The sequence below is a fragment of the Succiniclasticum sp. genome, from assembly GCF_056977735.1.
In genome coordinates this window covers 12,683-34,995 of record NZ_DBMCWA010000012.1, presented here as the reverse complement: position 1 = coordinate 34,995, position 22,313 = coordinate 12,683, and the positions used below count along the sequence as shown (strand labels likewise).

The window sequence follows — 22,313 nt, the reverse complement described above, 5'->3', positions numbered from 1 at the left end:
GATACCTTGTTATAATAAAAGGGCAGACTACTCTCGTATTAGCGTATGATTGGGTGTTTGCGCGACCGTCCGGGGTAGGAGCCGGGCGGTTGAATTTATATAATAATAGTGCTCTCAAACGTTCTGTAATGTTATTTACAACAATATGTAGCGACTGGAAAATCTGTGAAATAAATGATAAAATATAATTAGAACAAATTGAATGAAACAAAACTAAAAGGAAGCACATAAACAGTTACTGACATAAAGGCAGGGGAATAATATGGAGAATCGTATTATATATTCAAATAATCCACTCTTGGAAGTTGTATTGCAATTACGCTTCCCAACGATTCTGATTATAGGAACAGAAGTACCTGACAAATTTCAGGAGGCAATCAGAGAAGATTATCCTTCGTTTCGTTCAGGGATTACAAGCGAAAATACAGTTATGTTAAATATTAATCCGATTAATGGAATGATGCCTCCTGCTATTCAAAGCCAGCAAACTAAAGTATATAGCTTTATTTCCAGTGATGAAACATATAAAATTGATTTAACGAATTCTTCAATCTCGGTATCAACACGTAGGTATGTTAGCTGGGATGATTTTGTCCAGCATTTGAAAAAGCCGATTGACGAATTTATTAAATTATATAAACCGGCCTTTTTTGAGCGCATAGGTTTGCGATATATTGATGGATTGTCAAAACAAAAACTGAAGTCAGAAAACAAAGGCTGGAATGATTTGGTTAACAGTAATTGGCTCGGGATATTGTCTGATCAGGAAGAAAAGAATATCCGGCTAAGTAAATCGCAAGCAGAGTTTTATTTGGATAACAAAGAAGTGTTGGCAAGAATCAATGCATATTTGGGAAAAATAATTAATCAATCTGAGAACATGTTTTTTATTGATTGTGATGTGATTAAAATCAAGCAATCACAAATTAATGATTATGAAGATGTGATTCAAAAGTTGCATAGATACTCGTGGGATATTTTTGATTCGTTGATAACTGACACAACAAAGGAAGCAATGAAATAGAGGGATTTATATGTTTGAAAATTATCATTATAGCGAACATAAAAACTGTGAGAACGTCATAACGGAAATCGTGGATGACGACAATAATATTGTTGAAGAGGATAATCGAGACGATAGATTCATGGTTTTACCTGAGGCTTATGATATTTTTCAAAATATTGATTTTAAAAAGATTATCTCTGTGAGCAGCAGGCAAAAACAGTTTGCGTTTGATTGTTTAGGATACATGGATAAAAATTTGAAACGGCGATTTATAGAAACCGGAATTACAAAAGTATTGCCTAAGCTTTATTTGGTTGTTGAGGAAGATAAGGCATTAACAATTCATTGGGATTATGTTAATTATAGAATTTACTTAGACATTGAAAAGGACATTTCAAAATCTTTTTACGGCATAATTTCTAAAAATGCTGCAAAGGGTTTTAGCACATCGACGGGTCAATTGAGTGAAAATAACTATCCTGAAGTAATTGATAGTATTATTGCTTTTGTTTTTGCCAATTAAGGTGTGAAATGGAAGAAGAAAAATATCCTTCAGATTTTTACCGTGGAATTTCAAGTAAAGACTTTGTTTACGATAGCCCGGATATGGATAGTGGTAATATGAAGACTGTCAAATCAGATGCGTTCCAATTTGATGTTCTACGTTCTGATGGCTATCGGGAATTGTCTATTAACTGGAATGATGATGATAATTCCATTGAGTTGCTTTTTAATCAAAAAAGAGAGAATGGAAAAATTCATTTTCAAGCTGGTGCTGTTAAAATAGATTTGGCTTTGGTGAAACAACTATTTAAACAATTTATTGACTCAGAAGAGTTTGACTATGAGAGAAATAGATTAAAGGAAAATCCATATCATGGTAATTTGCTTGTAAAAGATACGGCACCTAAAGAAACAAGAAAGAAATTGATGTATGGCTTATCTTTAATTGCTGAACCTGTAATTGAAAATCCAAATTGCAAGTAGTGGTTTTCAATTCTTCAGCCTCCCGCCCGGGAGGCTTTTTAAATTTCAAAATAACTGTTATAATAAACAGGCAGACTGCTCCCGTATTAGCGTATAGGTGGGTGTTTGCTCGACCGTCCGGGGTAGGAGCCGGGCGGTCTTTTTTTATATTCCCAAACGTTTGGGAATTTTACTCTTTCTTGCCCCGGATAATAGCAATATACCGTTCCAGCTCCAACTGCTCATAAGTTGCGATCAGGCGGGTCATCGCCTCTGGATTACCGTTACTGTTGCGATAGGAATCGAAGCAGTCATAATACGCGGAGCGGTCATGGAACTTGATGTCGATGGGGAGCAGGCCGTGCTTCACCAGCTCCAGTTCCAGAAGCAGGCGTCCGGTGCGGCCGTTGCCGTCGATGAACGGATGGATCGTTTCAAACTCCAGGTGCATCCGTGCGATGGCCTCCAGGATATGCTGCTCCTTCTGCCACGTTGCATAGTTTTCTATCAGCTGTTCCATGGCTACGGGAACCAGATACGGCTGAGGCGGGGTATGGGCAGCACCCATGATACGGACCGGCACGCTGCGATAGCGCCCTTTGTTCTCCGCGTCGCGCATCAGTACAAGGGAATGGATGTTTTTAATGACAGATTCCGTCAGCGGCGTATCCTTTTTTGCAAGGTCAAGGATATAATAGAATGCGTCCCGGTACCCGATCACGTCGAGATGATCACGCAGCGGTTTGGCCGCGATGGTGATGCCTTCCTGCAGGATGAGGGCCGTCTCGCGTAGGGTGAGGGTGTTGCCCTCGATAGCATTGGAATTATAAGTGGCCTCGATGACGAATTCCTCCCGGAGGCGTTTCAGTTCGGTATCATTCAGCGGGCGCAGTGATTTTACAACGGCCGCCAGCATGTCTATGGCATTAAGTAATACTTTCATAATTAAACTTCCTTCCCGCCGCTCTCCGGAGCGGCTTTTTATTTGCCGGTAACTTGCCGCAAAGCCGAACGGATCCAGCCACGGTAGTAGAGCCATTTACGGGCAATCAGCAGGGGATACCGTTCCGGCTGTACACCCTTATCCAGCGTCTGCTGTCTGTACCTTTTCTGTATCTTTTCTGTACTGTTCCATTTGGGTAAATCCTTTTACTGTGGCAGCGGCTGCTGTTTGGCCAGCTGGGTTTAGTTTTCTGAAATCAGTGATAAGGTCTTTTTCAGAATCGTTTAAAGTAACGGAAACAACAGTGGGAGGGAATAAATCGTTAATGCTAATTCCAAATAATGAAGCCATTATAAAAAGTTGATCTTGCAATGGTTCCGAAACTCCGTTTTCCCATCCTGATATAGTGTTAAATTTAACACCAACTCTATCACCGAGGTCTTTTTGCGTCCAGCCCATTAGTTTCCGATATTCTCTAATTTTTTTGGATGTATATGCTCGAACATCAATATCATTTCTATACATGACGCCACTTCCTTTTCTTGTTAATTCTAAGATACACGAAAAAAACATCATAGTCAAGAAGAAAATTTCGTAAAACACGAAAATAAATGTTGACAAGAAAATAAACTTCGAGTATCATGAATAAAAAAGAGAAAGGAGGAATCAAGATGGCACAACCTTTAGAGTCAATTAGAAGGGCAGCTGGTGAAAGCCAAAAGTACGTTGCAAGCCTGATTGGTGTTGATGTTCGTACATATCAGAATAAAGAAAAGGGCATTACGCAATTCAAACAGGGAGAAATGTTTACCATTGCGCGGCATTATAATAAGCCGATCGATGAAATTTTTTTACCCGTAAACTTCGAGAAACACGAAGTTAAAGGGCGCAACGGAAAGGTAGGGTAAGGGAATGGACGAGAAAGTGAAAGAAAAACTGCTGAAACAGATAGAACTGATTCAGCAGATGTCATATCACGCAAACGTGCAAGAGTTAATTGACTTATCAAAAGTCATGAGTTCTCTGATTGGTCTACTGGCTGGAAGCCAATCTTCCGGCGGGGCTTCGAGATGTCATCCTTACGTGGTAACGCTGTCAGTAGAAGATTTAGCTGACTTATGTGCTGGACGAGTTCAACGGATGCACCGTCAGGGAGAAGCCCAGAGAACAGAATGATGTTAGGTTCCATGTAAGCTACTTTGTTGATAAGGAATGTGACGCCAGGTCCGTTCACAATATTGCCGGCCGCCTGCAGTTCATTAGGGAGCGAAGCTTCAAACTTTTGAATGCGTTCCACAATGTTTTCAAACATAATTTCCGCTTGGGAAGGAAACTTAATAGAAGCCTTGCTCAGAGCTTCGTAATCCGGCAGATGAAAAGACGGTAATGCGAATGAAGGTCCGGACAAATGGTCTTTAGGCATAAAAATCAACTCCTTTCTGCAGATAAATTATATCACGGCAGTGGGAGAAAAAAACAAGATATTGGGAAAGGCAGGGTAAGAGAATGAATAAATGGAAAAAGAAAAACCGGCCTTCTGCTGGAACAGAAGACCGGAAGGATTTCACAGTTGATATTTCAGCAAAAATCTCAAATGATAGCCATCAGGCTCGAGCATTAAAGGAAACGATCATAAAAACTGTATTTGATGCGACATCATCGGTCAAAAGCCATGTTTTGAAATCATTTCTTGAATCTGTTCATTAATCTTCTTGTTATTTGCTTCAATCAATCTGACAGCTAAAGCAGTAAATAAGTTCTGCTGTAAGCAAGTTGCAACGTGAATGGCTTGAACAACATCAGGGTCAACACCATGTTGTGAAGCTTCTGCAAGTTTTTCGTTTGAGATAGGTGGAATAGTCTTGGACAGTCTCTCTGCAAGTCCAGGGTCTTTTCCAATCTGTTTAAAAATAGATATTGCTTCTTCTGTTAATTCATCAACTGTCATACCAACTTCGTACATAGAAAACACCTCCAGTCCGTTTAAAGAAGTTGTTTGATAGTTTCGCTTTGACTCAGCATGTTCCGCCAAGCGGCTGCGCCTGTAAGAGCAGCAACAAAAATTCTGTCGTTTGTGTCGACATAGTTTCGCAAATCGTCTCGAAGCTGTTCGCAGTTAGCTGTTGCCGAGATAATCCAGCAGGATTCTGTTAATTTGCAAACGTTACGGTATTGCTGGATACGGGAAATGAGTCTGGAATAATCTCTTCCTGGTTGGCAAAGGTCATAACAAACAATTTTTGCATTTGACATGGCAAGTTCCTCCTTTCTGTCCAAATTATAAGAGGATGAACGAAAATGGCGAATAACCGTTCATCATTATATTAACAATACTATCATATATATTGTGTTTAGTCAAATAGTCAAATACGTTTATAACACAAGGAGGCGAACAGTAGTGAATAAAATCGAACAGATTAGAAAGGATAAAGGAATTTCAAGATACCGGCTGGCAAAGTTATCCGGATTGGACTATGTAACGATTACGAAAATTGAAAAAGGAGGAGATGTAAAGCTGAGTAATCTGCGGAAAATTGCAAAGGCGTTGGGCGCGACAATTCAGGAAGTGGTTTGGTAGGAAAGGCAGGGAAACAAAATGCTGAATCAGGAAAACACAGAGAAATGCCGGCGGATATTAAACCGGTACGGGTACCGGCCACAGATGCTGATGGTCATAGAGGAATGCAGCGAGTTGCAGAAAGCCACATGCAAGATGCTCCGGAACGGAACCACGGCCACGGCGCCTTCCGATAATTTTAAAGAGGAGATTGTGGACGTGATCGTGATGGTGACCCAGGCGGTTTTGATGGCGAATTTGAGTGCCGGGGAGATAAACGCCATGGCGCAGGCAAAGCTGGACAGGGTATTGGGGAAGGCAGAGTAAAAGAAAACCCCGGCAGAGAACCGGGGCAGGGGGAGAAAATGGATAATTTTTATTTGATACTTTTGCAATCAGTAGTGCTTATCTTCATAAATGTGACAGTTGCAGGATATTTGACACTAAAAATGGCCGTGTTTTTGTGGGAAAAGATTAGTGACTTAAAGGCAAATCGATTTAAATAGTTCGCCGTAAGAAGTAATTGTGAAAGATCCTTTGCTGATTTTGACTTCGCCAAAAAGGTTTGAATTATTCGAAAGCATTTTCAAAGCCTGTTGATAATACGAAAGATTTTTGTATGGTTCATAAATCAATTGGTCTTGTAATGAACATAAGTGGTCAAGTTCAATTAATCCTAAACGATCCAGATTATTAAGCGAAACAGCATTATTTTCAAAATTATCTATGACAGTAGGTGGGATAAATAAAATATTTTGTGGTCCTATTCGCATATATTTGGTTTGGTTTTTAACAAATAGTTTGATTTCGGCCAGTGGTCCAATTCCTGGAAGCAGGGGTAAAAGTCTTGCGTCATTTGAATTCATTTGACGAATAATGTCAACAAAAGAATGATGGATTTTATGAGATTTACGTAAGTCCAGTTCAGCGCCGATGAGCTTAACAAACATTTTTCGGACGACTTCGTCCTCAACGTAATATTTTGAAGCTTCAAGCGCGGGACCCAATACGCCGATGTCAGGAGATTGGTTGATTTTATCTGGAGGAATAGCATTAACTTCTTGATTAATTTCTTCCGCATACTTTAAAACATTTTGTCTATGTTCTTTAATACTTTTCTCTAGATAAGGATCAATACGGCCTATAGTGGCCTGCCATAAAAGATTTAATGTGTTGGCAGGTGCGTCTGCACCTTTAGTTACCAAAGATGTTGCTGCAGAGATAGCGATAGTAGACGTAATAGTAACAGGATCCATTTTCAGAACTACCTTTCAATTTATTCCGGTGGGACCGGTACATAAATTATAGCATTTGGGAAGTATATGAAAAATGAAATTAGTGTGAACGGAAATGCGGGGTAAGAAATGGAAGACATCATTATTGACCGGGAGACCGGTGAAGTCAGGGATCCGCCCGGCAGGTTGACAGACATGCAAGTGGAATTCTGGAGCGACCTGTTGGTGGAATATATTTTATCCGGAAAGGTTCCGGAAGAAAAAACAGCATAGGAGGAAAACGGTATGAACAAAACAGAACTGATTGCTGCAGCGGCGAAGGAATGTGGGTTGACCCAGACGGATATTTTCAAAGCCCTGGGCGGGATCCTGACGACGATTGAAAAGGCAGTGGCTGCCGGTGACAAGGTGCAGCTGATTGGTTTCGGGACTTTCGAGCCGCGTTTCCGGGCAGGGCGCAGCGTGCGGAATCCGCAGACCGGGGAATCCGCTTTCGTTCCGGACAAGAAAACACCGGCGTTTAAGGCAGGGAAGGCGTTTAAAGATTTACTGAACAAGCCGAAAAAGGTTACGAAGGCGGCAGTGAAAAAGGCGACAAAACCGAAACGGAAGTGATGGCGATGACAAACAAACTCAAGGCGGCTCTGCAGAGTGATGCGGCTGCAGTAGTGATGGGCCTTGCGCTGGCATACGGCTACATCAAATTTGCGATTAAGGTTATGGATTATGTGATAGAGGCAGGGCCATGAAGATACTGCGTGTTTTTGGGAACTACAATCCTTCCGGAATCATCATCAACGATGGCTGGATTGCTTTGGCTGCGTGTGTATACGGAGATATGTCCGTTGAATGGGCGCTGCACGTTATATGTGGAATGGGCTACGGCGGAGATAATCGAAGAAAGCAAGGGCAGGGAAGGGCAAAAGATATCCTGCAGATGCACAAGGAAGCTCCTGAACTGACAAATCAGCAGATTGCGGCCCGGATTGGCTGCAGCCGGGAGATGGTACGGCTGGTGTTAAAACAGGCAGGGATTAAGGCAAAGAAAGTGAGGGAGACGGCATGAAAACGTTTTTGGCAGTGACAGCTATGGCGCTTTGTATGTGTTTTATGAGCATGAATCCGGAAGGGGAAGTGACTAATATCACATACACGGTACAGACTGGTGACACGGTGTGGGCCATTGCGGAGAAATACGCGGATTGCCAGGCGAAGCCGTTCAATGAATTCGTGTGGATGATAGGCGACCGGAACAACCTTGCTGGCAAATATATCCGGCCCGGGGACCGGCTGATCATCCCGCTGTGGACCAGGGCAAAAAAATAAAGCCCACGGCGGTAGGGCGCCGGAGGCTTCGGGTGTGAATATATGCCTTGCGGAGGTCATGTTTCACACCCATATTTTACCACGAAGGGATAAAAATGGGAAGCGGATATATTTGTTATTACGATAGCGAAAGGCGCAGGCCGTGCCCAAAATGTGGCAGCTGGAACTATGCGTATGGCAGTGACCACAGGGATTACAAAAAGAACCGGGCGCTGGACGCGCATATCATCTGCCTGGACTGCGGGCATCGGACCAGATCGCGCAGGACGGTGGAAGAGGCCGTGGAGGAATGGAACGGAGGGTAATACAGCATATGGCATACCAGGAGATAGTAAAATGCGGGAAATGCGGGGCGCCCATCCGTTACATCCGGATGAAGCGGTCGGGGAAATGGATGCCGGTGAACCCAAAGCCGGTGGTGGTGACGCCATGCATCGGACTGGACAAGGGTGGTCATACCTATGTGACGTTGGACGGGGAAGCAATCCGTGCCCGGAAGAAAAAAGAGGAAAGCCTTTTTTATGATGGCGTGGACAGCATCGCAGCGTTTGAATCGCACTTTGCGACCTGTCCCCATGCGGATGAGTACCGGAGGAAGAAATGACAGCAAAAAAGCATACCAGGCTGGACACCATCGTGAACCTGGTCCAGATGCGGAACGATGTGGAAGACCCGGTGAGCCGGGCGCAGCTGTTGGACACCATTGCAGAAGAGATGGCCAGGACATTGAAGGCGTACTGCAGCCAGCAGGGGAACGGCTGTGAACATTGCGTGTTCCGGTTGGAAGATCCGGAACGCCGGAACTGCGAATGCAAGATCAATATCGGGAAAAACGAACTGGGCACGGCGCCCCGGTTCTGGGAACTGAAATGAAAAAGATGAAGACAAGAAAAGAATCAATCTTAACGGACAACTGGGATAAATGTTACCTGTGTGGGAAGAGAGCGGACAATGTGCATCACATCTATCCGGGATCCTGCAGGGCGGCCAGTGAACGCTACGGGTTCAAGGTGCCGTTGTGCGCGGACTGTCATACGATGGGGCCACGGGCCGTGCACCGGTGCCGTGAACGGGACCTGTGGCTGCGGCGGGAGTGCCAGCTGGAGTTTGAGCGCAGGGGCGGCACCCGGTATGAGTTCGTCAGGATAATAGGGAGGAATTATCTGTGATAGGAAGAGCACGTGCACGGATGAACAGCTTCTTTGGCTCGATATCTGTTCGCCACTATTTCAGACAGAGCGCAGGTAAAGGATTCTACATGATGGAAGAAAAGGCCGTTAGAGGAAAAGGGAGAGGCTTTGTATTTGTGGGTTCTTACAGCTTGTTTATGAAAAATGGCACGGAATATTTACAACATTTGCTGTTAAAACGCGCAAGAACGCTAAACAGAAGAAAAAGCTTTTACTCAACTGTGGGCGCGGTAAGACTTTACGGAGGATGAAAAGGAGATAATCGATTATGGGGAATGACGTTATTGATATAACCGGGCAGCGGAATGCCCAGCTGGCGATTGACCAGCTGAATAAGGAACAGGAAAAGCATCTAAAGGATGCCAATTACTGCAGAATCCACGAATTTTTAATTGATATGGTGACAGCGAATCCGGAACTGGCCGAAAAGATAACTGCGAAAAAAGATGTTCTGCAGTTTTCTCTGGAAGTGATTAAGGATGAAGCGAAAAAGAACGGCGGCGGGATTCCGGATAATGTGGCCTTTGAAAAGGTTATTAAAAAACTGAAGATCGAAGGCTATGAAGTTGTGATGAAGCCGGAAGTCCGGAAGGTTGGCAAGCCGGAAGAGCCGGCAGCGAAACGGAAGAAAACGTATCTGAATCTGGACGATTTTCTGTGAGGTGGCCGTTATGGAGATGACTAACAAAGAATTTTCCAGTCACTTTTCGGATACATTTACACCGGAAATCAAAGCTTTCGGCAGGGAAACGCTTTTAAAAGAAGGTTTCGATTGTCTGATTGTTACGGATAAGGAAGATAAGGAAAAAGCTTATTGTACACATTGTAAAAAGTGGGTGAAGATACCGGGGGATACGATTCATACCGGGTCGCCAAAATCAATACAGGCAGCGGAACGGAGGCGCTATAACAATCGTTGTTGCCATGGCGCCTGGGGACTAACAGAAGAGTTAATAGAAATGGAACGGGCAGAGAAGAAACGAAGGGAAGCCATCGAAGAGCGGAAGCTTGCCGTCTGCCCGGAATGTGGCTTCAGGTTTAACGTATATCACCGATGGCGCATGAACATGGGCCAGCTGGACGGTACCGTCAGTATCAGCGTTTGGGCAAAGTCTAAAGTGGATCCGGCAGCGGTAGTGATGCGGCGTATCGAGATTGAACGTAATTATGGAAATGGCGATGAACCTGTTGTGCAGGACACATACAGGGAAGCGGAACGATACCTGTTCCGGATGGGCCACAAGACGGTACGGCAGGATAGCAGGCCACTTAGGCATTACGAATATGATAAGAAAACAGGCTGGAAGTGTATAGAGGCTGGAAGAAAGAAATTTTTTGTCAAAAACATTATAGACCGGGCCGTGCGCCAGTCAAACGAGATGTGGACCGATTACATTAAAGGCCATTACCGTATGAATATTGGCAGTCTGAAGGCTGCCATAAAGGAAACGCCATATTATTACCTGTTCAAAGGCGAGAATGGTTATATCAGGAATTACCAATCATACGAGTACAGGGAAAGCTACCCGCTGCACACGGTGAGGCTGATGGATCTGTACAGCCTGCATCCGTGGATAGAAGTGCTGATAAAGAGCGGCATGGACAATATCGTGATGGATCATTTAAGAGGCGAAGGCTGCGGGGGCGCCATCTGCTGGGGAGCGAAGACATTAAAAAGCGCGGTGAAACGGTTCACGAAGCAGGACCTGAAAAACGTGATGGAGTATAACAGGCGGATTCGTGACAAGGCAAGCCGTATTAATGAAGAAGAACTTTCCGTTTTGGCGCTCGCCAGGGAACACCGGTACCAGCAAATAACGGTAGGGATGGCCAGAAACATAGCCAGGGAAGGATACGGTCAGTTTGAAAGCATGGTCATCACAGCGGAGAGAATCGGTCTTCACGGGATGAAAGTGTTGGGGTATTGCCAGAAAGAAGGTGGCATTGGTCACGCCATGGGGGACTGGCTGGATTACATCCGGGATGCTGAAAAGGTAGGGTTGGACTTGCGGGACAAGTCTAACAGCCTTCCCAAAGACTTGAAGCACAGGCACGCCAATATTATCAAACAGATTAAGTACAGGGAAAGCAAGGAACTGGAAGAAAGGCTGAAGGCCACGCTGGCAGTGCGTAATAAGATTTTCTGCTGGAAGGGAAAGAAATATTTTATCCGACCGGCAGAGAGTACAAAAGAGCTGATTGCAGAAGGCAAGGCGTTGCACCATTGTGTGGGCGGGTATGCAGAACGGCATGCGAAAGGCGTAACCACTATCCTGTTGGTGAGGGAGAACGGAGCACCGGACAAGCCGCTGTACACCATGGAGGTAAATGGCAGTGTGAAAGAAGGATGGCGCATGGTTCAGATCCGGGGCAACATGAATGCGGATCCGCCGGCAGAAGTAAAGAAAATAGTGAAGCGGTTCATGGAACAGGTGAACGCCAAGGGTAAGGAAGGGAAAGTGAGGAAGACGGCATGAGTGTAATGGATATTTCAAAGACAGATAAAGCTGCATTGATGGCGGAGGCAGAACTGAATGCCGTGGAAGCGGAATTTACGGAACGGACACCGGAGATTGTGGCAGCGGAGATCAGGCAGATTGCGGAACGGACTCCGGAAATTGTGGCAGCGGAAATCAGGCAGATTAAGGATCAGACACGTAAGCTGGTGCTGAACAACAGCATTGAAATAGGAAAGCGTCTCTGTGAGGCAAAAGAGATGGTTCCACACGGGGAATGGGGAACCTGGCTGGAACAGAACGTTGATTACAAACAGAGCACAGCAAATAAGCTGATGAAGATTTATGAACAGTACGGAGCTGCTCAGGGCGAGCTATGGGGTGCGTCCGCAAAATCGGAAACGTTTACGAATTTGACATATTCCAAGGCTTTGGCATTGCTGGCAGTACCAGAAGAAGAGCGGGAAGAGTTCGTGAAAGAAAATCATGTGGAAGACATGAGCACCCGAGAACTGCAGGAAGCGATTAAAGCAAGGGACGAAGCTGTAAAAGAACGGGATAAAGCAAGGGAAGAGCTGGACGAAGCAATAAAGAGCAGGGAAAAAGTTATAGATTCTTACATTAGAGAAGAAGAAAACAAGAGAACAAAGTTGCAAAAAGATATAGAACTTGCCGAGAAAAAGCTGAAGATGGAGAAGGAACGGCACGATGCGCTGATGGAATCGGCAGAGAAAAATAAAGAAGACCAGCTCGCGGAGATTGAACGCCTGAAAGCGGAACTGGCCAAAGCCGAAGAACGTCCGGATGTAACTGTGTCGGACGCGGCGGAAATTGCAAGGCTGAAGGAGCAGCTGGCCAAGGCAGAGAAGCTGGGAGCAGAACGGATGGCAGGTGATGAAGAGACGGCCCGGTTCAAGATTTTGTATCAGACAGTGCAGAACAACTTTTCTGATCTGATGGATGCCATGGCCTGCATCCGGGACGAAGCGGCGAAGGCAAAAAGGGAAGCTGCGGTCAGGGCGCTGTTGAAACGGTTTACGGAGGTTCTGGATGAAGAAAGCTAATATAATTGTAATGTTTGCTGTGGTATGGCAGACACTGAACTGTAGCGCCTATTGCCACACAGGAAACAGGACAGCCTCCGGAGCATGGCCGGCAGTCGGGATGGCAGCGGCAGATCATCTACCGTTTGGGAGCAGGGTAACATTACCTGACGGACGGATCCTGACCGTCACGGACCGGTTCGGCGGTGGATACCGGGACAGGCTGGACATATTTATGAACACAGAAGCGGAATGCTGGGAATTTGGGCGGCAGTGGCTGCGGTGTAAAGTGGAGGTGCCGGAATGAAAACGTACAGAGTAGCAGTGAAGCATTTATATTTTAAGAAGCCGGCGGTGAGCGTGTATGAGATCCAGGCAGCGGACGCGGACAAGGCAAGGGCCATCGTAAACAACAGCCTGGTGATGCGCGACTTCACCAAGGATGAATTCTCGATAGAGAGCGTGGAGGAAATCAAGGAGTGCGACCATGATTTTAAAACAGATAGCGTACGGCCTCAACAATAACTCCCTGACAGTATCCTGGTTAAGCGGAGAAGAGAATGAGGATTATAACAGCTTCCGCAGCAGTGAAGCGCCGGTACCGGAATTTTATCAGGTTATGCGGGATTTGGGCGTAAAGGTGTGGCGGGATTACCTGAAGATGAAGTTGGACGATCTGAACTTCGACGTGAAGGATCCTTTAAATAATGTAGCAATCATCAAACTGAAATGGCGGCATCCGGCAGAGATTAAGGATGTGGCATATTTTGTCAGCATGCACCTGTTGTACCATCAGAAGCCAGGCGTAAATGTCAGCATGGGACTGCCGGTGGTGCGGGTGCCGTTCCACCGTGACGAGAACGACAAAGAGGAAACGCTGCGGGAAGATTATTGGGCAGACAAGGAACTGGAGCAGCTGCTGGGACGGATGAAAGACCAGGGGTTGGCGTATGCCATGGGGCAGCGTGCCCAGGGGACGTTGCCGGGGATGGAGGAGAACCGAGATGGGAAGGATGGCAAGGAAGGCAATGCGCAAGAAGGAGCTCAAGGATAGAAAGAGGCTGGAAAAGCTTGAGGGAAGAAAAGAACGTATCCGGAAGAAGTACGGATAACTTTTCTTCTATATAAATTAATAGTGCGGCAGGCAGGAGCCGGGGATGCTCTATCACAGGCAGCGAAAAACGTAAGAAGTGAAATACGGAAGGCGCAGCCCGTTCCCGGCTTCTGCTGAAAATTTGAAAAAACCAAAGGCGGTAAAGACCGCTTTGCACTTGAAAGTGAGTGTTAAAAAGTCGGAACCCTGAAAGGAAATGTTGTAATGAAAAATATCAATGTGCGGCAGCGGACGTTCTACAGTAACCGGGATATTAAAAATGCAGATTACCGAAACGTTTTTATTTTTCAGTACAGCCTTTTTGATGATGAGCCGATAAAAATTGCAAAGACCAGGGAAGGAAAAGAAAAACTCACCACGCCGGCCAAGAAAATCCTGAACGACAAAAAGAGCAAAATGTATTTTGATTTACTGGTGAAGGGAAACTTTTCCGAGAACGATTATTTTATTTCACTCAGCTATGCAGATAAATTTTTACCGGAGTCGGAAGAGGCTGCAGAAATCCAAATCAGAAAATATATCAAAGATCTGCGAAAGGAAGCGAAGAAACGCGGCGTGGATAATCTGAAATATATTTACGTGACCGAGAGTGGAAAGACGAAAGGCCGTGTGCATCATCACATGATTTTACAGAATTGCCTTCCCCGGGATTTGGTGGAAGGGCTTTGGTCTAAACAGATTCGTCCCTTTCATCAGGAACGGGAGATGATCGGCTGGGCCAACGTGAAACGGATCCAGGTAACGGGTCCGGATTTTATGACGCGCATTTCAAAATATTTAACAAAAAATCCGTCCGGGAAAAAACGGTGGAAACAATCAACCGGTTTGGTTCTTCCCGGAACGTCCAAAGCGGATAACGTATGCAGCGCAAAACAGTTTGAACAGATGTCGCTGTTTGGCGGTACCAGTTTTGAATCGGCCAACATAGAGCTGGGCAAGTTTGTGAAAAAGCATCATCGCGGGTTTGTGATCATGGATACGAAACGGGAGTACAACGATGTGACGGGCCAGTGGTACATCAAGCTGCAGCTGATGCGAAAGTCGTTATGGCAAAAGACCATGGCCATATTCGAGGCAAAGGAAAAGGCAATGACGGACGCGGTGGACCGTTGGCTGGTTCCGCATGTTCCGGAATATAAGATTAACGGAATACAGGGGGTGTTGTGGTGAAATGATTAAAGTTGTTAAAACCATCGCAGACATGAAGAAGGCAATCAAGTCAGGCGTCGTTTATATTTCCGGGCCGATAAGCGGCGTGGAAGATTACAAAGACAATTTTGCAGAAGCGGAACGTGATTTATTTGCTGCCGGCATGATTGCCATCAACCCGGCCTACATGCCGGAAGGTTTGCCGTATGATGATTACTTCCCGACCTGTTACGCCCAAATCGGTATAAGCAATGCACTATGTTTTTTGTCGGGCTATGATAAAAGCACCGGCACAGCCAGAGAGGCAAAGCGGGCACAGTGGAACAAAAAGGAATATTGGGTCTTTACGTTGGAGCAGTATTTCTATTATTGCGATTGCCAGGACGCCTGTAACAAAGGGCGGTCCATTCCCAAAACGGAGAAGAAGGCAAGAAAAGGATTGGCCGAAACGATTAAGACTATACGAGACAGCATCAGGATAGCAGGCAGCCTGTTGGAGGAATGGAGCCGGACGGTGAATCCTCCAAAGACAGAACGGCAGAAGAAGAACGATAAAGTAAAACAGGTTTTACGGTCATATCAGGATTGCCTGCTGCAGATTGATGCGGCCTGTGACGAAATAGAGAAACTGGACACCAGGCGAAAAAGAATCACAGTGCAGTACCGTGAAGTGCATGGCGGTGGTGGGAGCGATTACACGGAAGCGGTCATTGAGAATATTCAGCAGCTGGAGCGCGAAATCGTAGAGCACACGAAGCAGCTGGAGGCGGAACGGAAGAAGGTACAGTTCTGGATTGATGTGCTTCAGGACTATCGGGAACGCCAGGTGCTGAGCATGTGTTACATAAACGGAATGCGGTTTGAAAAGATAGCAATGAAAATGAATTATGATCCGGCATATGTACGTCGGTTCCATAGCTGGGGCATCAACAAGCTGAGGGAATTATTTGTGGACGAAATAGCAAAACTGTAAAAGTGTACACAAAATTTAACAACGATGTGTGATATAGTATAGGTGCTAGGTTATGCAAGAGAGAACTACCATACATCTCTTCCTTTCCGGAAAGCGCCGAAATATGTCACAAATAGTTCGGCGTTTTTTCTTTGAGAATGTGATATAATTACACTGAAAAGGGAAGGAAGTGAGCAGGATGTTAGCAATGTTCGGGAAAGCAGCACTGACAATATTGTGTTTGTATGCTGCATACTCATTCTGCAAACAGAATAAACAGCTTATCCGATTAGTTATGGTATATGCTTTTCTTGCGGTATTGATTCATGCGTTGGGAATTGAATTCGGAGCAGTACCGATAGTAATAGGGTTTCTGTTTGCCGTACTAGCATTGTGCAAAATAGTTTATAATTTCTGAATGAGACTACAAAGTGAATAAACCCAAAGGACACCGAGTGAAAGCTCTGATGTCCTTTTTTATTGCAACTGACTGGATGGGAAGCCGATGTTAACACGAACTTGTAATATATGTGGTCGGGTGCACAAGGTTGGTGAAATCTGTCCGAGAGCAAAACAACGTCACAAAGAGTATGATGAGTTTAGAAGAGACGAGGTCGCAACCGGATTTTACAAAAGCAGGGCATGGGTGAAGATGGCATCGATGATTAAAGAACGGGATCATGGATTGGATCAATATGAGCTGGCCATAAACAAAAAGATTGTGAAAGGCGAAATGGTCCATCACATCATTCCGCTGGAAGATGGGCCGGACAGGAGACTGGATCCTGGGAACCTGATCTATGTGAGCCGCAAAAGTCACAAGCGGATCCATGACACGTACCAGAAAGGCGAAAAAGAGAAAGAAACGCTTCAAAAAGCCCTGTTTAGTGTGATTGAAAAGTGACATCCCCCCACCTTCAAAAAGTTTTGGCCGCTAAATATAAGACCGCGCGCCCTCTAAATTTCCGCAAAAACTCCCAAAAAAAGTGATTGAAGTTACACTTTTTAAAAGTTGAACAACTTTATTATATGGATTTTGTAAAGGCAGGTGAAAAAAGTTATGGGAAGACCGCCAAAAGTCATTGATTTGCAAAAACGGCATAATACGAAATCAGAAATTGCAAAAAAACGTGAAAACGAAAAAAAGTTAGGCTTGGCGAGAGACCAACTGAAAGCGCCTGCCTGGCTGCGAAAAGAAGCAAGAATGGAATTCGAACGTGTTGTTCAGGAAACAGCAGAAATTGGATTGCTGGATAATTTAGATTTATCGTTGCTGGCAATTTATGCAGATGCATATTATCACTATACGAAACTTTCAAAGCAACTGGCCAGGGAAGGCGATACGGTTACGGTAGAAAGCAGAAGCAGCACGTATGACAAAGTAAATCCGAAGCTTCAGGCCCAAAGCCATTACGTCGACCGGATTATGAAAGCATCGACCAAGCTGGGAATGGCTACGACGGACCGGCTGCGGTTAATCGTTCCGGCCAAGGGTGAGGATAAGAAAAATAAATTCCTGGCGCTGATCAGAGATGCGTGATAGAACTACTGCATATGCGAAACTGGTTGTTTCCGGAAAACGTATTGCCGGCCGGTCGGAGATTCTGGCGTGTCAGAGGCATCTGCGCGATATGGAAAGAAAAGATTTCCAGTTTATTTTTGACGTGGAAGAAGCGGAATACCATATCGATATTGCCAATAAACTGACAATTGGCGAAGGCCAGAAGAAACAGGCGTTAAAAACGAGAGGATTTCAGGATTTCATTTTGGGCAGCCTCTTTGGTTGGCGGAAAAGACGTTCGAAAGAAAGGCGGTTCCGCGAGGCTTATATCCAGATGGGCCGGCAAAATGGGAAGTCGTTTTTGGCCGGTGAAATCGGGAACGACTTCGCAACGTTTTCGGGATACTACGAAGGCCGCATCATGTGTGCGGCGACCAAATCGGACCAAGCAAAAATAGTTTGGCAGGAAATTGAAAAATTTATCCGGGCCGACAAGGAACTGGAAGAACTGTACAGCATAAAAGAATATAACAACCTGATAATCAGCAAGATTACAGGAACAGAAATCAAAGCCATCGGCCGTGATACAAAATCGGCAGATGGCTTTCGCAGTATATTGGCCATAGTCGATGAATATCACGCCCATGCGACTGACCAGATGTATAAGCTGATGCTGGACGGCCAGATAACTGTTGACAGTGCATTGACAATGGCGATAACGACGGCAGGGTTTAACCTGAACGGACCGTGTTACCAGCAGTATCAATTTTGTTTGAAGGTGCTGGAAGATACGATAAGAAAAGAATCCCTGTTTATCTACATAGCGGAAATGGACAAGGATGATGACATATGGAACCCGCACAACTGGGTCAAGGCAAATCCGTTGAACCTGTGGAAAGATGATACAGAAGTTGATACGGAAAGGCTGGCCAGAATGGCTGAAAAGGCTATTGATGCCAAGGAAAAGGGCGGTAATGATTTAGTTAATTTTGAGACGAAATCGCTGGACCGGTGGGTAACCTATACAGGCGGGGCATTGGTGGATCTGGCAGCGTGGCGGAATTGCGCCAGCGAGATGACGCTGAATGATATGCTTGGCCGGGAGTGTTATTTGGGAATTGACCTTTCGTCAGGTGGCGACCTGACATCCATCGTTCTGCTGTTCCCATTGGAAGATGGCAATGTCTACTTATGGAGCAAATCCTATATGCCGGAATTGCGATTGGCAGAACACATGCGTACGGACGAAGCACCGTATGGCGAATGGAGCCGTGCGGGATTGATTACGCTAACATCCGGAATGTATGGGATTAAGACGGATTACAAGGCTATCATTGCGGATCTCCGGCAGGTAATCAAAAGCCAGCAGCTGAAGATAATTGGATGTGGCTACGATTCTCACAATGCCAGTGCGTTCCTGTCAGATCTGGAAACGGTGCTGGATTGCGACCTGACCGAGGTGAAACAGTCGGCACGGAGTCTGAATGACGCTACGAAAGATTTCAGGTTGTCGGTAGAGGCAGGGCAGGTGCTGTATGACGAAAAGAATTCTCTGCTGACGTGGAGCGTTGTGAATGCGATCATATCGGAACCGAACAGCTTCGGGGAAATTAAAATTGACAAAATGACCCAGGATAACCGGATTGACCCGATAGATGCATTAATAGATGCATGGAAAATCTGGTTTACGTTGAAGGATGAGGCCGCAACCAGCGCGGATGACGCGGTGGATGAGTGGCTGGGCGCCATTGGAAGTGAGGAAAAATGAAACTATTGGATTTGATACGCGGAAAATTGAAAAACAAAAACGAAAGTGACGGTATCACATTAAGCCTGGCCAGTATCAATGAGTTTTTCGGGAAAATTTACCAGGGGAACGGGCCAGACATTTCGGTGATCGCTTACTTTATCTGCATGAAAACACTGGCGGAAAGTATGGGGAAACTGCCCTGTTATATCCGGGATAAGGATTACCGGCGCGTAAAAAACAAGACGTCGTTGAAGCTTGAAATCGCACCGAACGATCGCCAGACTGCCGGCGAGTTCTGGACCATGATGGAGTTTGAGCGGAATCATTACGGCAATGCCTATGCGTTTTGTGAGTGGAACGGGAAGACTGGCGAACTGGCAGGGATTCACAGGATGGATCCGCATTATGTGACGATATGGGTCAACAACACCGGTGATTTTACGGAACGCCCATTTTATTACCGTTACCATGATGTGACTGGCGGGCAGGAGTATTTATTTGACCCGAAGGACGTGCTGCATTTCAAATCGTGGATTACCGACGATACTGGGATTGTCGGCAAAGCGGTCCGGGAGATCCTGTATTCGTATTTTTCCGGTGATAAAGCGGCGCAGGCGTTTCAGAATGATTTGTACCAGAAGGGCATGACGGCCAATGCGGTGCTGAAGTACGTGGGCGATTTGACAGGCCCGGCCAGGAAGAAAATGCTGGATCGGATGAAAGAGATAACAGCAAACCGGAACGACCGCATTCTCCCGATACCGGTAGGGTGGGATATACAGCCTTTGAACCTGAATCTGCAGGACAGCCAATTCCTGGAAACGAGGAAATATTCCGCGTTGCAGATTGCGGCAGCGTTTGGTATCCAGCCAAACTTCCTGAATGATTACAGCAAATCCAGTTATGCGAACAGCACGGCCCAGCAGCTGAGTTTCCTGACAAACACACTGTTGCCGATTGTAAGAGGTTATGAGCTCGAACTGACACGAAAGCTGCTCCGGGAAGATGAAATCAAGGATAATATCCGGATTAAATTCAATACGAACGTGCTTTTGCGTGTGGACCCGTTGCAGCAGGCCAATATGCTGGCCAAATATGTGCAGGGGTCTATTTACACACCGAATGAGGCACGGGCGAAGGTAGATCTTCCCCCATATCCGGGCGGAGATAAATTGATTACGACGCCAGGCGGGAAAACGCTGGGAAACGAGGAAGGAGGTGAAACGGAGAATGATTAAGATTGTAAACACTGCTGACCATGGTGAAATTTGGATTTACGGCGATGTTGTAGACAATTTCGATGGCGAATGGTTAAAACAGTGCGGTCTTGGCCAAGCGTTTGTCTGGCCGGAAAATATTAAAAATCAACTGGAAGAGCTGAAGGAAAAACCGCTGGATGTGTATATTGCGTCTGATGGAGGACTGGTAACAGCAGGGTGGGCTATTGCCAACATGCTGCAGCGCCATGACGCGCCGATTATCGCTCATGTAGATTCCTGGGCGGCCAGTATTGCATCTGTCATTGCGTTGGCGTGCGATAAAGTCATCATGCCGGCGAACACATACCTGATGATCCACAGGCCGCAGGTAAATGCAAGCGGGAACGTAGATGATTTACAGGAAGCGATTGCATTTTTGGAAAATATCACAGATTCCATTGTCAAGACCTATATGGAAGCGGCAGCGGAAGGCGTGACCGAGGAACGCGTCCGGGATTTGATGAAACAGGAAAGCTGGCTTTCGGCGGAACAGTGCGCAGAACTGTTTAAGACGGTGGAACTGGCTGAAAAGCGACTGGAAGCAGTGGCGCAGGTAACGAGTTTTGCAAACGCCCCTGAATGTTTGAAAGTGAACCGGGCGGGAAACGCCTTGAAAATCAACATGGCAGAGATTGCCAAGTCATTAAGAGAAAGTTATGAGGTGAGCTAAAATGAGAAAATCTATTGAACTGAAACAGATTATGCAGGCAAAACAGAAAGCGTTAGTGGATTTGCTGGGGAAGGATGGCGTGACTGCTGATGCAATCAACGCAGCCAAGAAGGAACTGGACACGGCAACAGCTTCTTACAATGCAGCTGTTGCTCTTGAAAAGCTGGAAAAGGATAATTTTGCCGGTAACCCGATTGTTCCTACAGCAAAAGCCAGTCCGGTTGCAGCTTTGAACAAAGCACTGCGCGGCATCCAGCTGACCGATGAAGAGAAAAAACTGGTGAAGTACGAAAAGCTGCGCGATACCGCAGGCACTCCGGGTCAGGTTGGCGCAACTCCGGCCAAAGGCGGTTATCTGCTTCCGAAAGAAAGCGCGGCTACAATTGAAACATTTATGGACGACCAGGTCCGACTGAAAAACGATTGCGATGTTTATGCGACCAAATACCGCAGCGGTTCCATTCCGACCAGGGCGCACAGCAATCATAAGCTGACCAATTATGACGAGCTGAACAACATCCAGGAATCCGACCGTGATTTCGGGCAGATCACCTATGATTGCAAGAACTACGGTGAGATCATCCCTGTAGCAAATGAACTTCTGGATGATGTGGATGTTGACCTGATCGGCATCATTGCTGAAGAATTCGCCATGGATGCGGTCGATACGGAAAATGACAAGATTATTGATGTTATGGATACCGCGACCACGGAAGCCATCACCGATTACACCGGTATTAAAACGGTTATTAATACCAAACTGCCCCGGAATGTTGCTAAACGCGCGAAGATTTATACCAATCAGAGCGGCTGGGATTACCTGGACCAGCTGAAAGATAAGAATGACCGGCCCCTGTTGTCCGAGCACGCATCCGAACCGGGTGTATACCGTTTCCGCGGTAAAGAAGTTGTTGTTATCGACAATGAAACCTTGCCGGACGATGAAACGACGGGCATCCCGTTCTATGTTGGCTCCCTGAAAGATTTTATCAAATTCGTGGATCGTCAGGGCCTGCTGGTTGCTGTTTCCACAGAAGCCGGCTTTGAGATGAACGCAAGCAAGGTACGTGCGATTGAGCGCTTTGATGTGGCCAAGAAAAACGCGAAAGCTCTTCGCAAACTGACTTTGCTGGTTTCCTCTGTAACAACCGACGAAGGTGAAGGAAATGGAGAAGGCGGCGAAGGCTGATAAACAG

General features: G+C 45.8%; 36 protein-coding genes. 30 read left to right on the top strand and 6 right to left on the bottom strand.

The genetic code is table 11. The annotated features are described in order from the left end of the window. The first annotated feature begins 262 nt into the window (after positions 1-262). Genes ACZOWY_RS07900 through ACZOWY_RS07890 form a run of 3 tightly spaced genes read left to right on the top strand, consistent with a single transcriptional unit; the run spans position 263 to position 1,993 of the window. Positions 263-1,024 carry a TIGR04255 family protein gene (locus ACZOWY_RS07900; RefSeq protein ID WP_484395038.1) on the top strand — a complete coding sequence of 254 codons (762 nt, stop codon included), beginning with the start codon at positions 263-265 and terminating at the stop codon, positions 1,022-1,024. A 10-nt stretch (positions 1,025-1,034) separates the two neighbouring features. Next, positions 1,035-1,529 (top strand): hypothetical protein, encoded by a 495-nt coding sequence (locus tag ACZOWY_RS07895; RefSeq protein WP_484395034.1) that lies wholly within the window; start codon positions 1,035-1,037, stop codon positions 1,527-1,529. 8 nt (positions 1,530-1,537) lie between these two features. Continuing rightward, the gene (locus tag ACZOWY_RS07890) at positions 1,538-1,993 is read left to right on the top strand and encodes a hypothetical protein (protein WP_484395032.1); all 456 of its coding nucleotides are present in this window, start codon (positions 1,538-1,540) and stop codon (positions 1,991-1,993) included. Between the two features lie 169 nt (positions 1,994-2,162). Here ACZOWY_RS07890 and ACZOWY_RS07885 read toward each other — a convergent pair whose 3' ends face one another. Both ACZOWY_RS07885 and ACZOWY_RS07880 read right to left on the bottom strand, forming a co-directional pair. Then, the gene (locus tag ACZOWY_RS07885) at positions 2,163-2,915 is read right to left on the bottom strand and encodes a Fic family protein (RefSeq protein WP_484395027.1); all 753 of its coding nucleotides are present in this window, start codon (positions 2,913-2,915) and stop codon (positions 2,163-2,165) included. A gap of 138 nt (positions 2,916-3,053) precedes the next feature. Next, positions 3,054-3,440, bottom strand: coding sequence for a helix-turn-helix transcriptional regulator (locus ACZOWY_RS07880; RefSeq protein ID WP_484395022.1), 387 nt, complete (start codon positions 3,438-3,440; stop codon positions 3,054-3,056). A gap of 146 nt (positions 3,441-3,586) precedes the next feature. On the opposite strand from ACZOWY_RS07880, the gene ACZOWY_RS07875 reads away from it, so the two are divergent. Further along, a complete protein-coding gene (locus tag ACZOWY_RS07875; protein ID WP_484395018.1) occupies positions 3,587-3,823 on the top strand; it encodes a helix-turn-helix transcriptional regulator in 237 nt (78 codons plus the stop codon). 104 nt (positions 3,824-3,927) lie between these two features. Here the strand turns inward: ACZOWY_RS07875 and ACZOWY_RS07870 are convergent, their stop codons facing one another. The 3 genes from ACZOWY_RS07870 to ACZOWY_RS07860 form a co-directional block, all read right to left on the bottom strand. Then, entirely contained in the window at positions 3,928-4,338 is a 411-nt protein-coding gene (locus ACZOWY_RS07870) for a DUF6173 family protein (protein WP_484395013.1), read from the bottom strand. A 240-nt stretch (positions 4,339-4,578) separates the two neighbouring features. Then, positions 4,579-4,878 (bottom strand): hypothetical protein, encoded by a 300-nt coding sequence (locus ACZOWY_RS07865; RefSeq protein WP_484395008.1) that lies wholly within the window; start codon positions 4,876-4,878, stop codon positions 4,579-4,581. A gap of 20 nt (positions 4,879-4,898) precedes the next feature. After that, positions 4,899-5,168: a CRISPR-associated protein Cas2 gene (locus tag ACZOWY_RS07860; RefSeq protein WP_484395004.1), complete on the bottom strand. Its 270-nt coding sequence runs from the start codon at positions 5,166-5,168 to the stop codon at positions 4,899-4,901. A gap of 145 nt (positions 5,169-5,313) precedes the next feature. Here ACZOWY_RS07860 and ACZOWY_RS07855 point away from each other — a divergent pair, with 145 nt between their 5' ends. Together ACZOWY_RS07855 and ACZOWY_RS07850 are read left to right on the top strand one after the other, a co-directional pair. Further along, entirely contained in the window at positions 5,314-5,493 is a 180-nt protein-coding gene (locus ACZOWY_RS07855; RefSeq protein ID WP_484394999.1) for a helix-turn-helix domain-containing protein, read from the top strand. 18 nt (positions 5,494-5,511) lie between these two features. Further along, entirely contained in the window at positions 5,512-5,799 is a 288-nt protein-coding gene (locus tag ACZOWY_RS07850; RefSeq protein WP_484394994.1) for a hypothetical protein, read from the top strand. 155 nt (positions 5,800-5,954) lie between these two features. Here ACZOWY_RS07850 and ACZOWY_RS07845 read toward each other — a convergent pair whose 3' ends face one another. Further along, positions 5,955-6,728: a DUF4393 domain-containing protein gene (locus tag ACZOWY_RS07845; protein ID WP_484394990.1), complete on the bottom strand. Its 774-nt coding sequence runs from the start codon at positions 6,726-6,728 to the stop codon at positions 5,955-5,957. A 108-nt stretch (positions 6,729-6,836) separates the two neighbouring features. Here ACZOWY_RS07845 and ACZOWY_RS07840 point away from each other — a divergent pair, with 108 nt between their 5' ends. From ACZOWY_RS07840 to ACZOWY_RS07725, 24 genes are all read left to right on the top strand, one after another. After that, positions 6,837-6,980, top strand: coding sequence for a hypothetical protein (locus ACZOWY_RS07840; protein ID WP_484394985.1), 144 nt, complete (start codon positions 6,837-6,839; stop codon positions 6,978-6,980). Between the two features lie 12 nt (positions 6,981-6,992). Further along, complete coding sequence (locus ACZOWY_RS07835; RefSeq protein ID WP_484394980.1) at positions 6,993-7,322, top strand: HU family DNA-binding protein; 330 nt, start codon at positions 6,993-6,995, stop codon at positions 7,320-7,322. Positions 7,323-7,327: 5 nt separating this feature from the next. Then, positions 7,328-7,456, top strand: a complete 129-nt coding sequence (locus ACZOWY_RS07830; protein ID WP_484394976.1) for a hypothetical protein — start codon at positions 7,328-7,330, stop codon at positions 7,454-7,456. Next, positions 7,453-7,773 carry a hypothetical protein gene (locus tag ACZOWY_RS07825; RefSeq protein ID WP_484394972.1) on the top strand — a complete coding sequence of 107 codons (321 nt, stop codon included), beginning with the start codon at positions 7,453-7,455 and terminating at the stop codon, positions 7,771-7,773. The genes ACZOWY_RS07830 and ACZOWY_RS07825 overlap by 4 nt, the downstream gene beginning before the upstream one ends. After that, entirely contained in the window at positions 7,770-8,033 is a 264-nt protein-coding gene (gene yneA, locus ACZOWY_RS07820) for a cell division suppressor protein YneA (RefSeq protein ID WP_484394970.1), read from the top strand. Before ACZOWY_RS07825 ends, yneA begins: the two co-directional genes overlap by 4 nt. A gap of 95 nt (positions 8,034-8,128) precedes the next feature. Next, on the top strand, positions 8,129-8,338 hold the full coding sequence (locus ACZOWY_RS07815; RefSeq protein ID WP_484394968.1) for a Lar family restriction alleviation protein: 210 nt from the start codon (positions 8,129-8,131) through the stop codon (positions 8,336-8,338). 8 nt (positions 8,339-8,346) lie between these two features. Beyond that, positions 8,347-8,637, top strand: coding sequence for a hypothetical protein (locus ACZOWY_RS07810; protein WP_484394965.1), 291 nt, complete (start codon positions 8,347-8,349; stop codon positions 8,635-8,637). Further along, the gene (locus tag ACZOWY_RS07805; RefSeq protein ID WP_484394960.1) at positions 8,634-8,906 is read left to right on the top strand and encodes a hypothetical protein; all 273 of its coding nucleotides are present in this window, start codon (positions 8,634-8,636) and stop codon (positions 8,904-8,906) included. The genes ACZOWY_RS07810 and ACZOWY_RS07805 overlap by 4 nt, the downstream gene beginning before the upstream one ends. After that, positions 8,903-9,202, top strand: a complete 300-nt coding sequence (locus ACZOWY_RS07800) for a hypothetical protein (RefSeq protein ID WP_484394957.1) — start codon at positions 8,903-8,905, stop codon at positions 9,200-9,202. The genes ACZOWY_RS07805 and ACZOWY_RS07800 overlap by 4 nt, the downstream gene beginning before the upstream one ends. Continuing rightward, positions 9,199-9,474 (top strand): hypothetical protein, encoded by a 276-nt coding sequence (locus ACZOWY_RS07795; RefSeq protein WP_484394955.1) that lies wholly within the window; start codon positions 9,199-9,201, stop codon positions 9,472-9,474. The genes ACZOWY_RS07800 and ACZOWY_RS07795 overlap by 4 nt, the downstream gene beginning before the upstream one ends. Positions 9,475-9,491: 17 nt before the next feature. Beyond that, on the top strand, positions 9,492-9,884 hold the full coding sequence (locus ACZOWY_RS07790) for a hypothetical protein (protein WP_484394951.1): 393 nt from the start codon (positions 9,492-9,494) through the stop codon (positions 9,882-9,884). A 10-nt stretch (positions 9,885-9,894) separates the two neighbouring features. Beyond that, positions 9,895-11,700, top strand: a complete 1,806-nt coding sequence (locus ACZOWY_RS07785) for a PcfJ domain-containing protein (protein WP_484394947.1) — start codon at positions 9,895-9,897, stop codon at positions 11,698-11,700. Further along, a complete protein-coding gene (locus ACZOWY_RS07780; RefSeq protein ID WP_484394943.1) occupies positions 11,697-12,743 on the top strand; it encodes a DUF3102 domain-containing protein in 1,047 nt (348 codons plus the stop codon). The genes ACZOWY_RS07785 and ACZOWY_RS07780 overlap by 4 nt, the downstream gene beginning before the upstream one ends. Continuing rightward, on the top strand, positions 12,730-13,029 hold the full coding sequence (locus ACZOWY_RS07775; protein ID WP_484394938.1) for a 3D domain-containing protein: 300 nt from the start codon (positions 12,730-12,732) through the stop codon (positions 13,027-13,029). The genes ACZOWY_RS07780 and ACZOWY_RS07775 overlap by 14 nt, the downstream gene beginning before the upstream one ends. After that, positions 13,026-13,247 (top strand): hypothetical protein, encoded by a 222-nt coding sequence (locus tag ACZOWY_RS07770; protein WP_484394934.1) that lies wholly within the window; start codon positions 13,026-13,028, stop codon positions 13,245-13,247. The genes ACZOWY_RS07775 and ACZOWY_RS07770 overlap by 4 nt, the downstream gene beginning before the upstream one ends. After that, positions 13,210-13,776, top strand: coding sequence for a hypothetical protein (locus ACZOWY_RS07765; RefSeq protein WP_484394931.1), 567 nt, complete (start codon positions 13,210-13,212; stop codon positions 13,774-13,776). Before ACZOWY_RS07770 ends, ACZOWY_RS07765 begins: the two co-directional genes overlap by 38 nt. A gap of 264 nt (positions 13,777-14,040) precedes the next feature. After that, positions 14,041-15,006 (top strand): rolling circle replication-associated protein, encoded by a 966-nt coding sequence (locus tag ACZOWY_RS07760; protein ID WP_484394929.1) that lies wholly within the window; start codon positions 14,041-14,043, stop codon positions 15,004-15,006. Between the two features lies 1 nt (position 15,007). Continuing rightward, positions 15,008-15,958 (top strand): DUF4406 domain-containing protein, encoded by a 951-nt coding sequence (locus ACZOWY_RS07755; RefSeq protein WP_484394927.1) that lies wholly within the window; start codon positions 15,008-15,010, stop codon positions 15,956-15,958. 631 nt (positions 15,959-16,589) lie between these two features. Beyond that, on the top strand, positions 16,590-16,841 hold the full coding sequence (locus ACZOWY_RS07750; protein WP_484394924.1) for an HNH endonuclease signature motif containing protein: 252 nt from the start codon (positions 16,590-16,592) through the stop codon (positions 16,839-16,841). A 156-nt stretch (positions 16,842-16,997) separates the two neighbouring features. Continuing rightward, positions 16,998-17,477, top strand: coding sequence for a phage terminase small subunit P27 family (locus ACZOWY_RS07745; protein ID WP_484394921.1), 480 nt, complete (start codon positions 16,998-17,000; stop codon positions 17,475-17,477). Continuing rightward, positions 17,470-19,206 (top strand): terminase large subunit, encoded by a 1,737-nt coding sequence (locus ACZOWY_RS07740; RefSeq protein WP_484394919.1) that lies wholly within the window; start codon positions 17,470-17,472, stop codon positions 19,204-19,206. Before ACZOWY_RS07745 ends, ACZOWY_RS07740 begins: the two co-directional genes overlap by 8 nt. Further along, positions 19,203-20,426 carry a phage portal protein gene (locus tag ACZOWY_RS07735; protein WP_484394917.1) on the top strand — a complete coding sequence of 408 codons (1,224 nt, stop codon included), beginning with the start codon at positions 19,203-19,205 and terminating at the stop codon, positions 20,424-20,426. Before ACZOWY_RS07740 ends, ACZOWY_RS07735 begins: the two co-directional genes overlap by 4 nt. Continuing rightward, the gene (locus tag ACZOWY_RS07730; protein WP_484394915.1) at positions 20,419-21,117 is read left to right on the top strand and encodes a head maturation protease, ClpP-related; all 699 of its coding nucleotides are present in this window, start codon (positions 20,419-20,421) and stop codon (positions 21,115-21,117) included. The genes ACZOWY_RS07735 and ACZOWY_RS07730 overlap by 8 nt, the downstream gene beginning before the upstream one ends. 1 nt (position 21,118) lies before the next feature. After that, positions 21,119-22,306 (top strand): phage major capsid protein, encoded by a 1,188-nt coding sequence (locus ACZOWY_RS07725; protein WP_484394913.1) that lies wholly within the window; start codon positions 21,119-21,121, stop codon positions 22,304-22,306. Positions 22,307-22,313 lie beyond the last annotated feature (7 nt).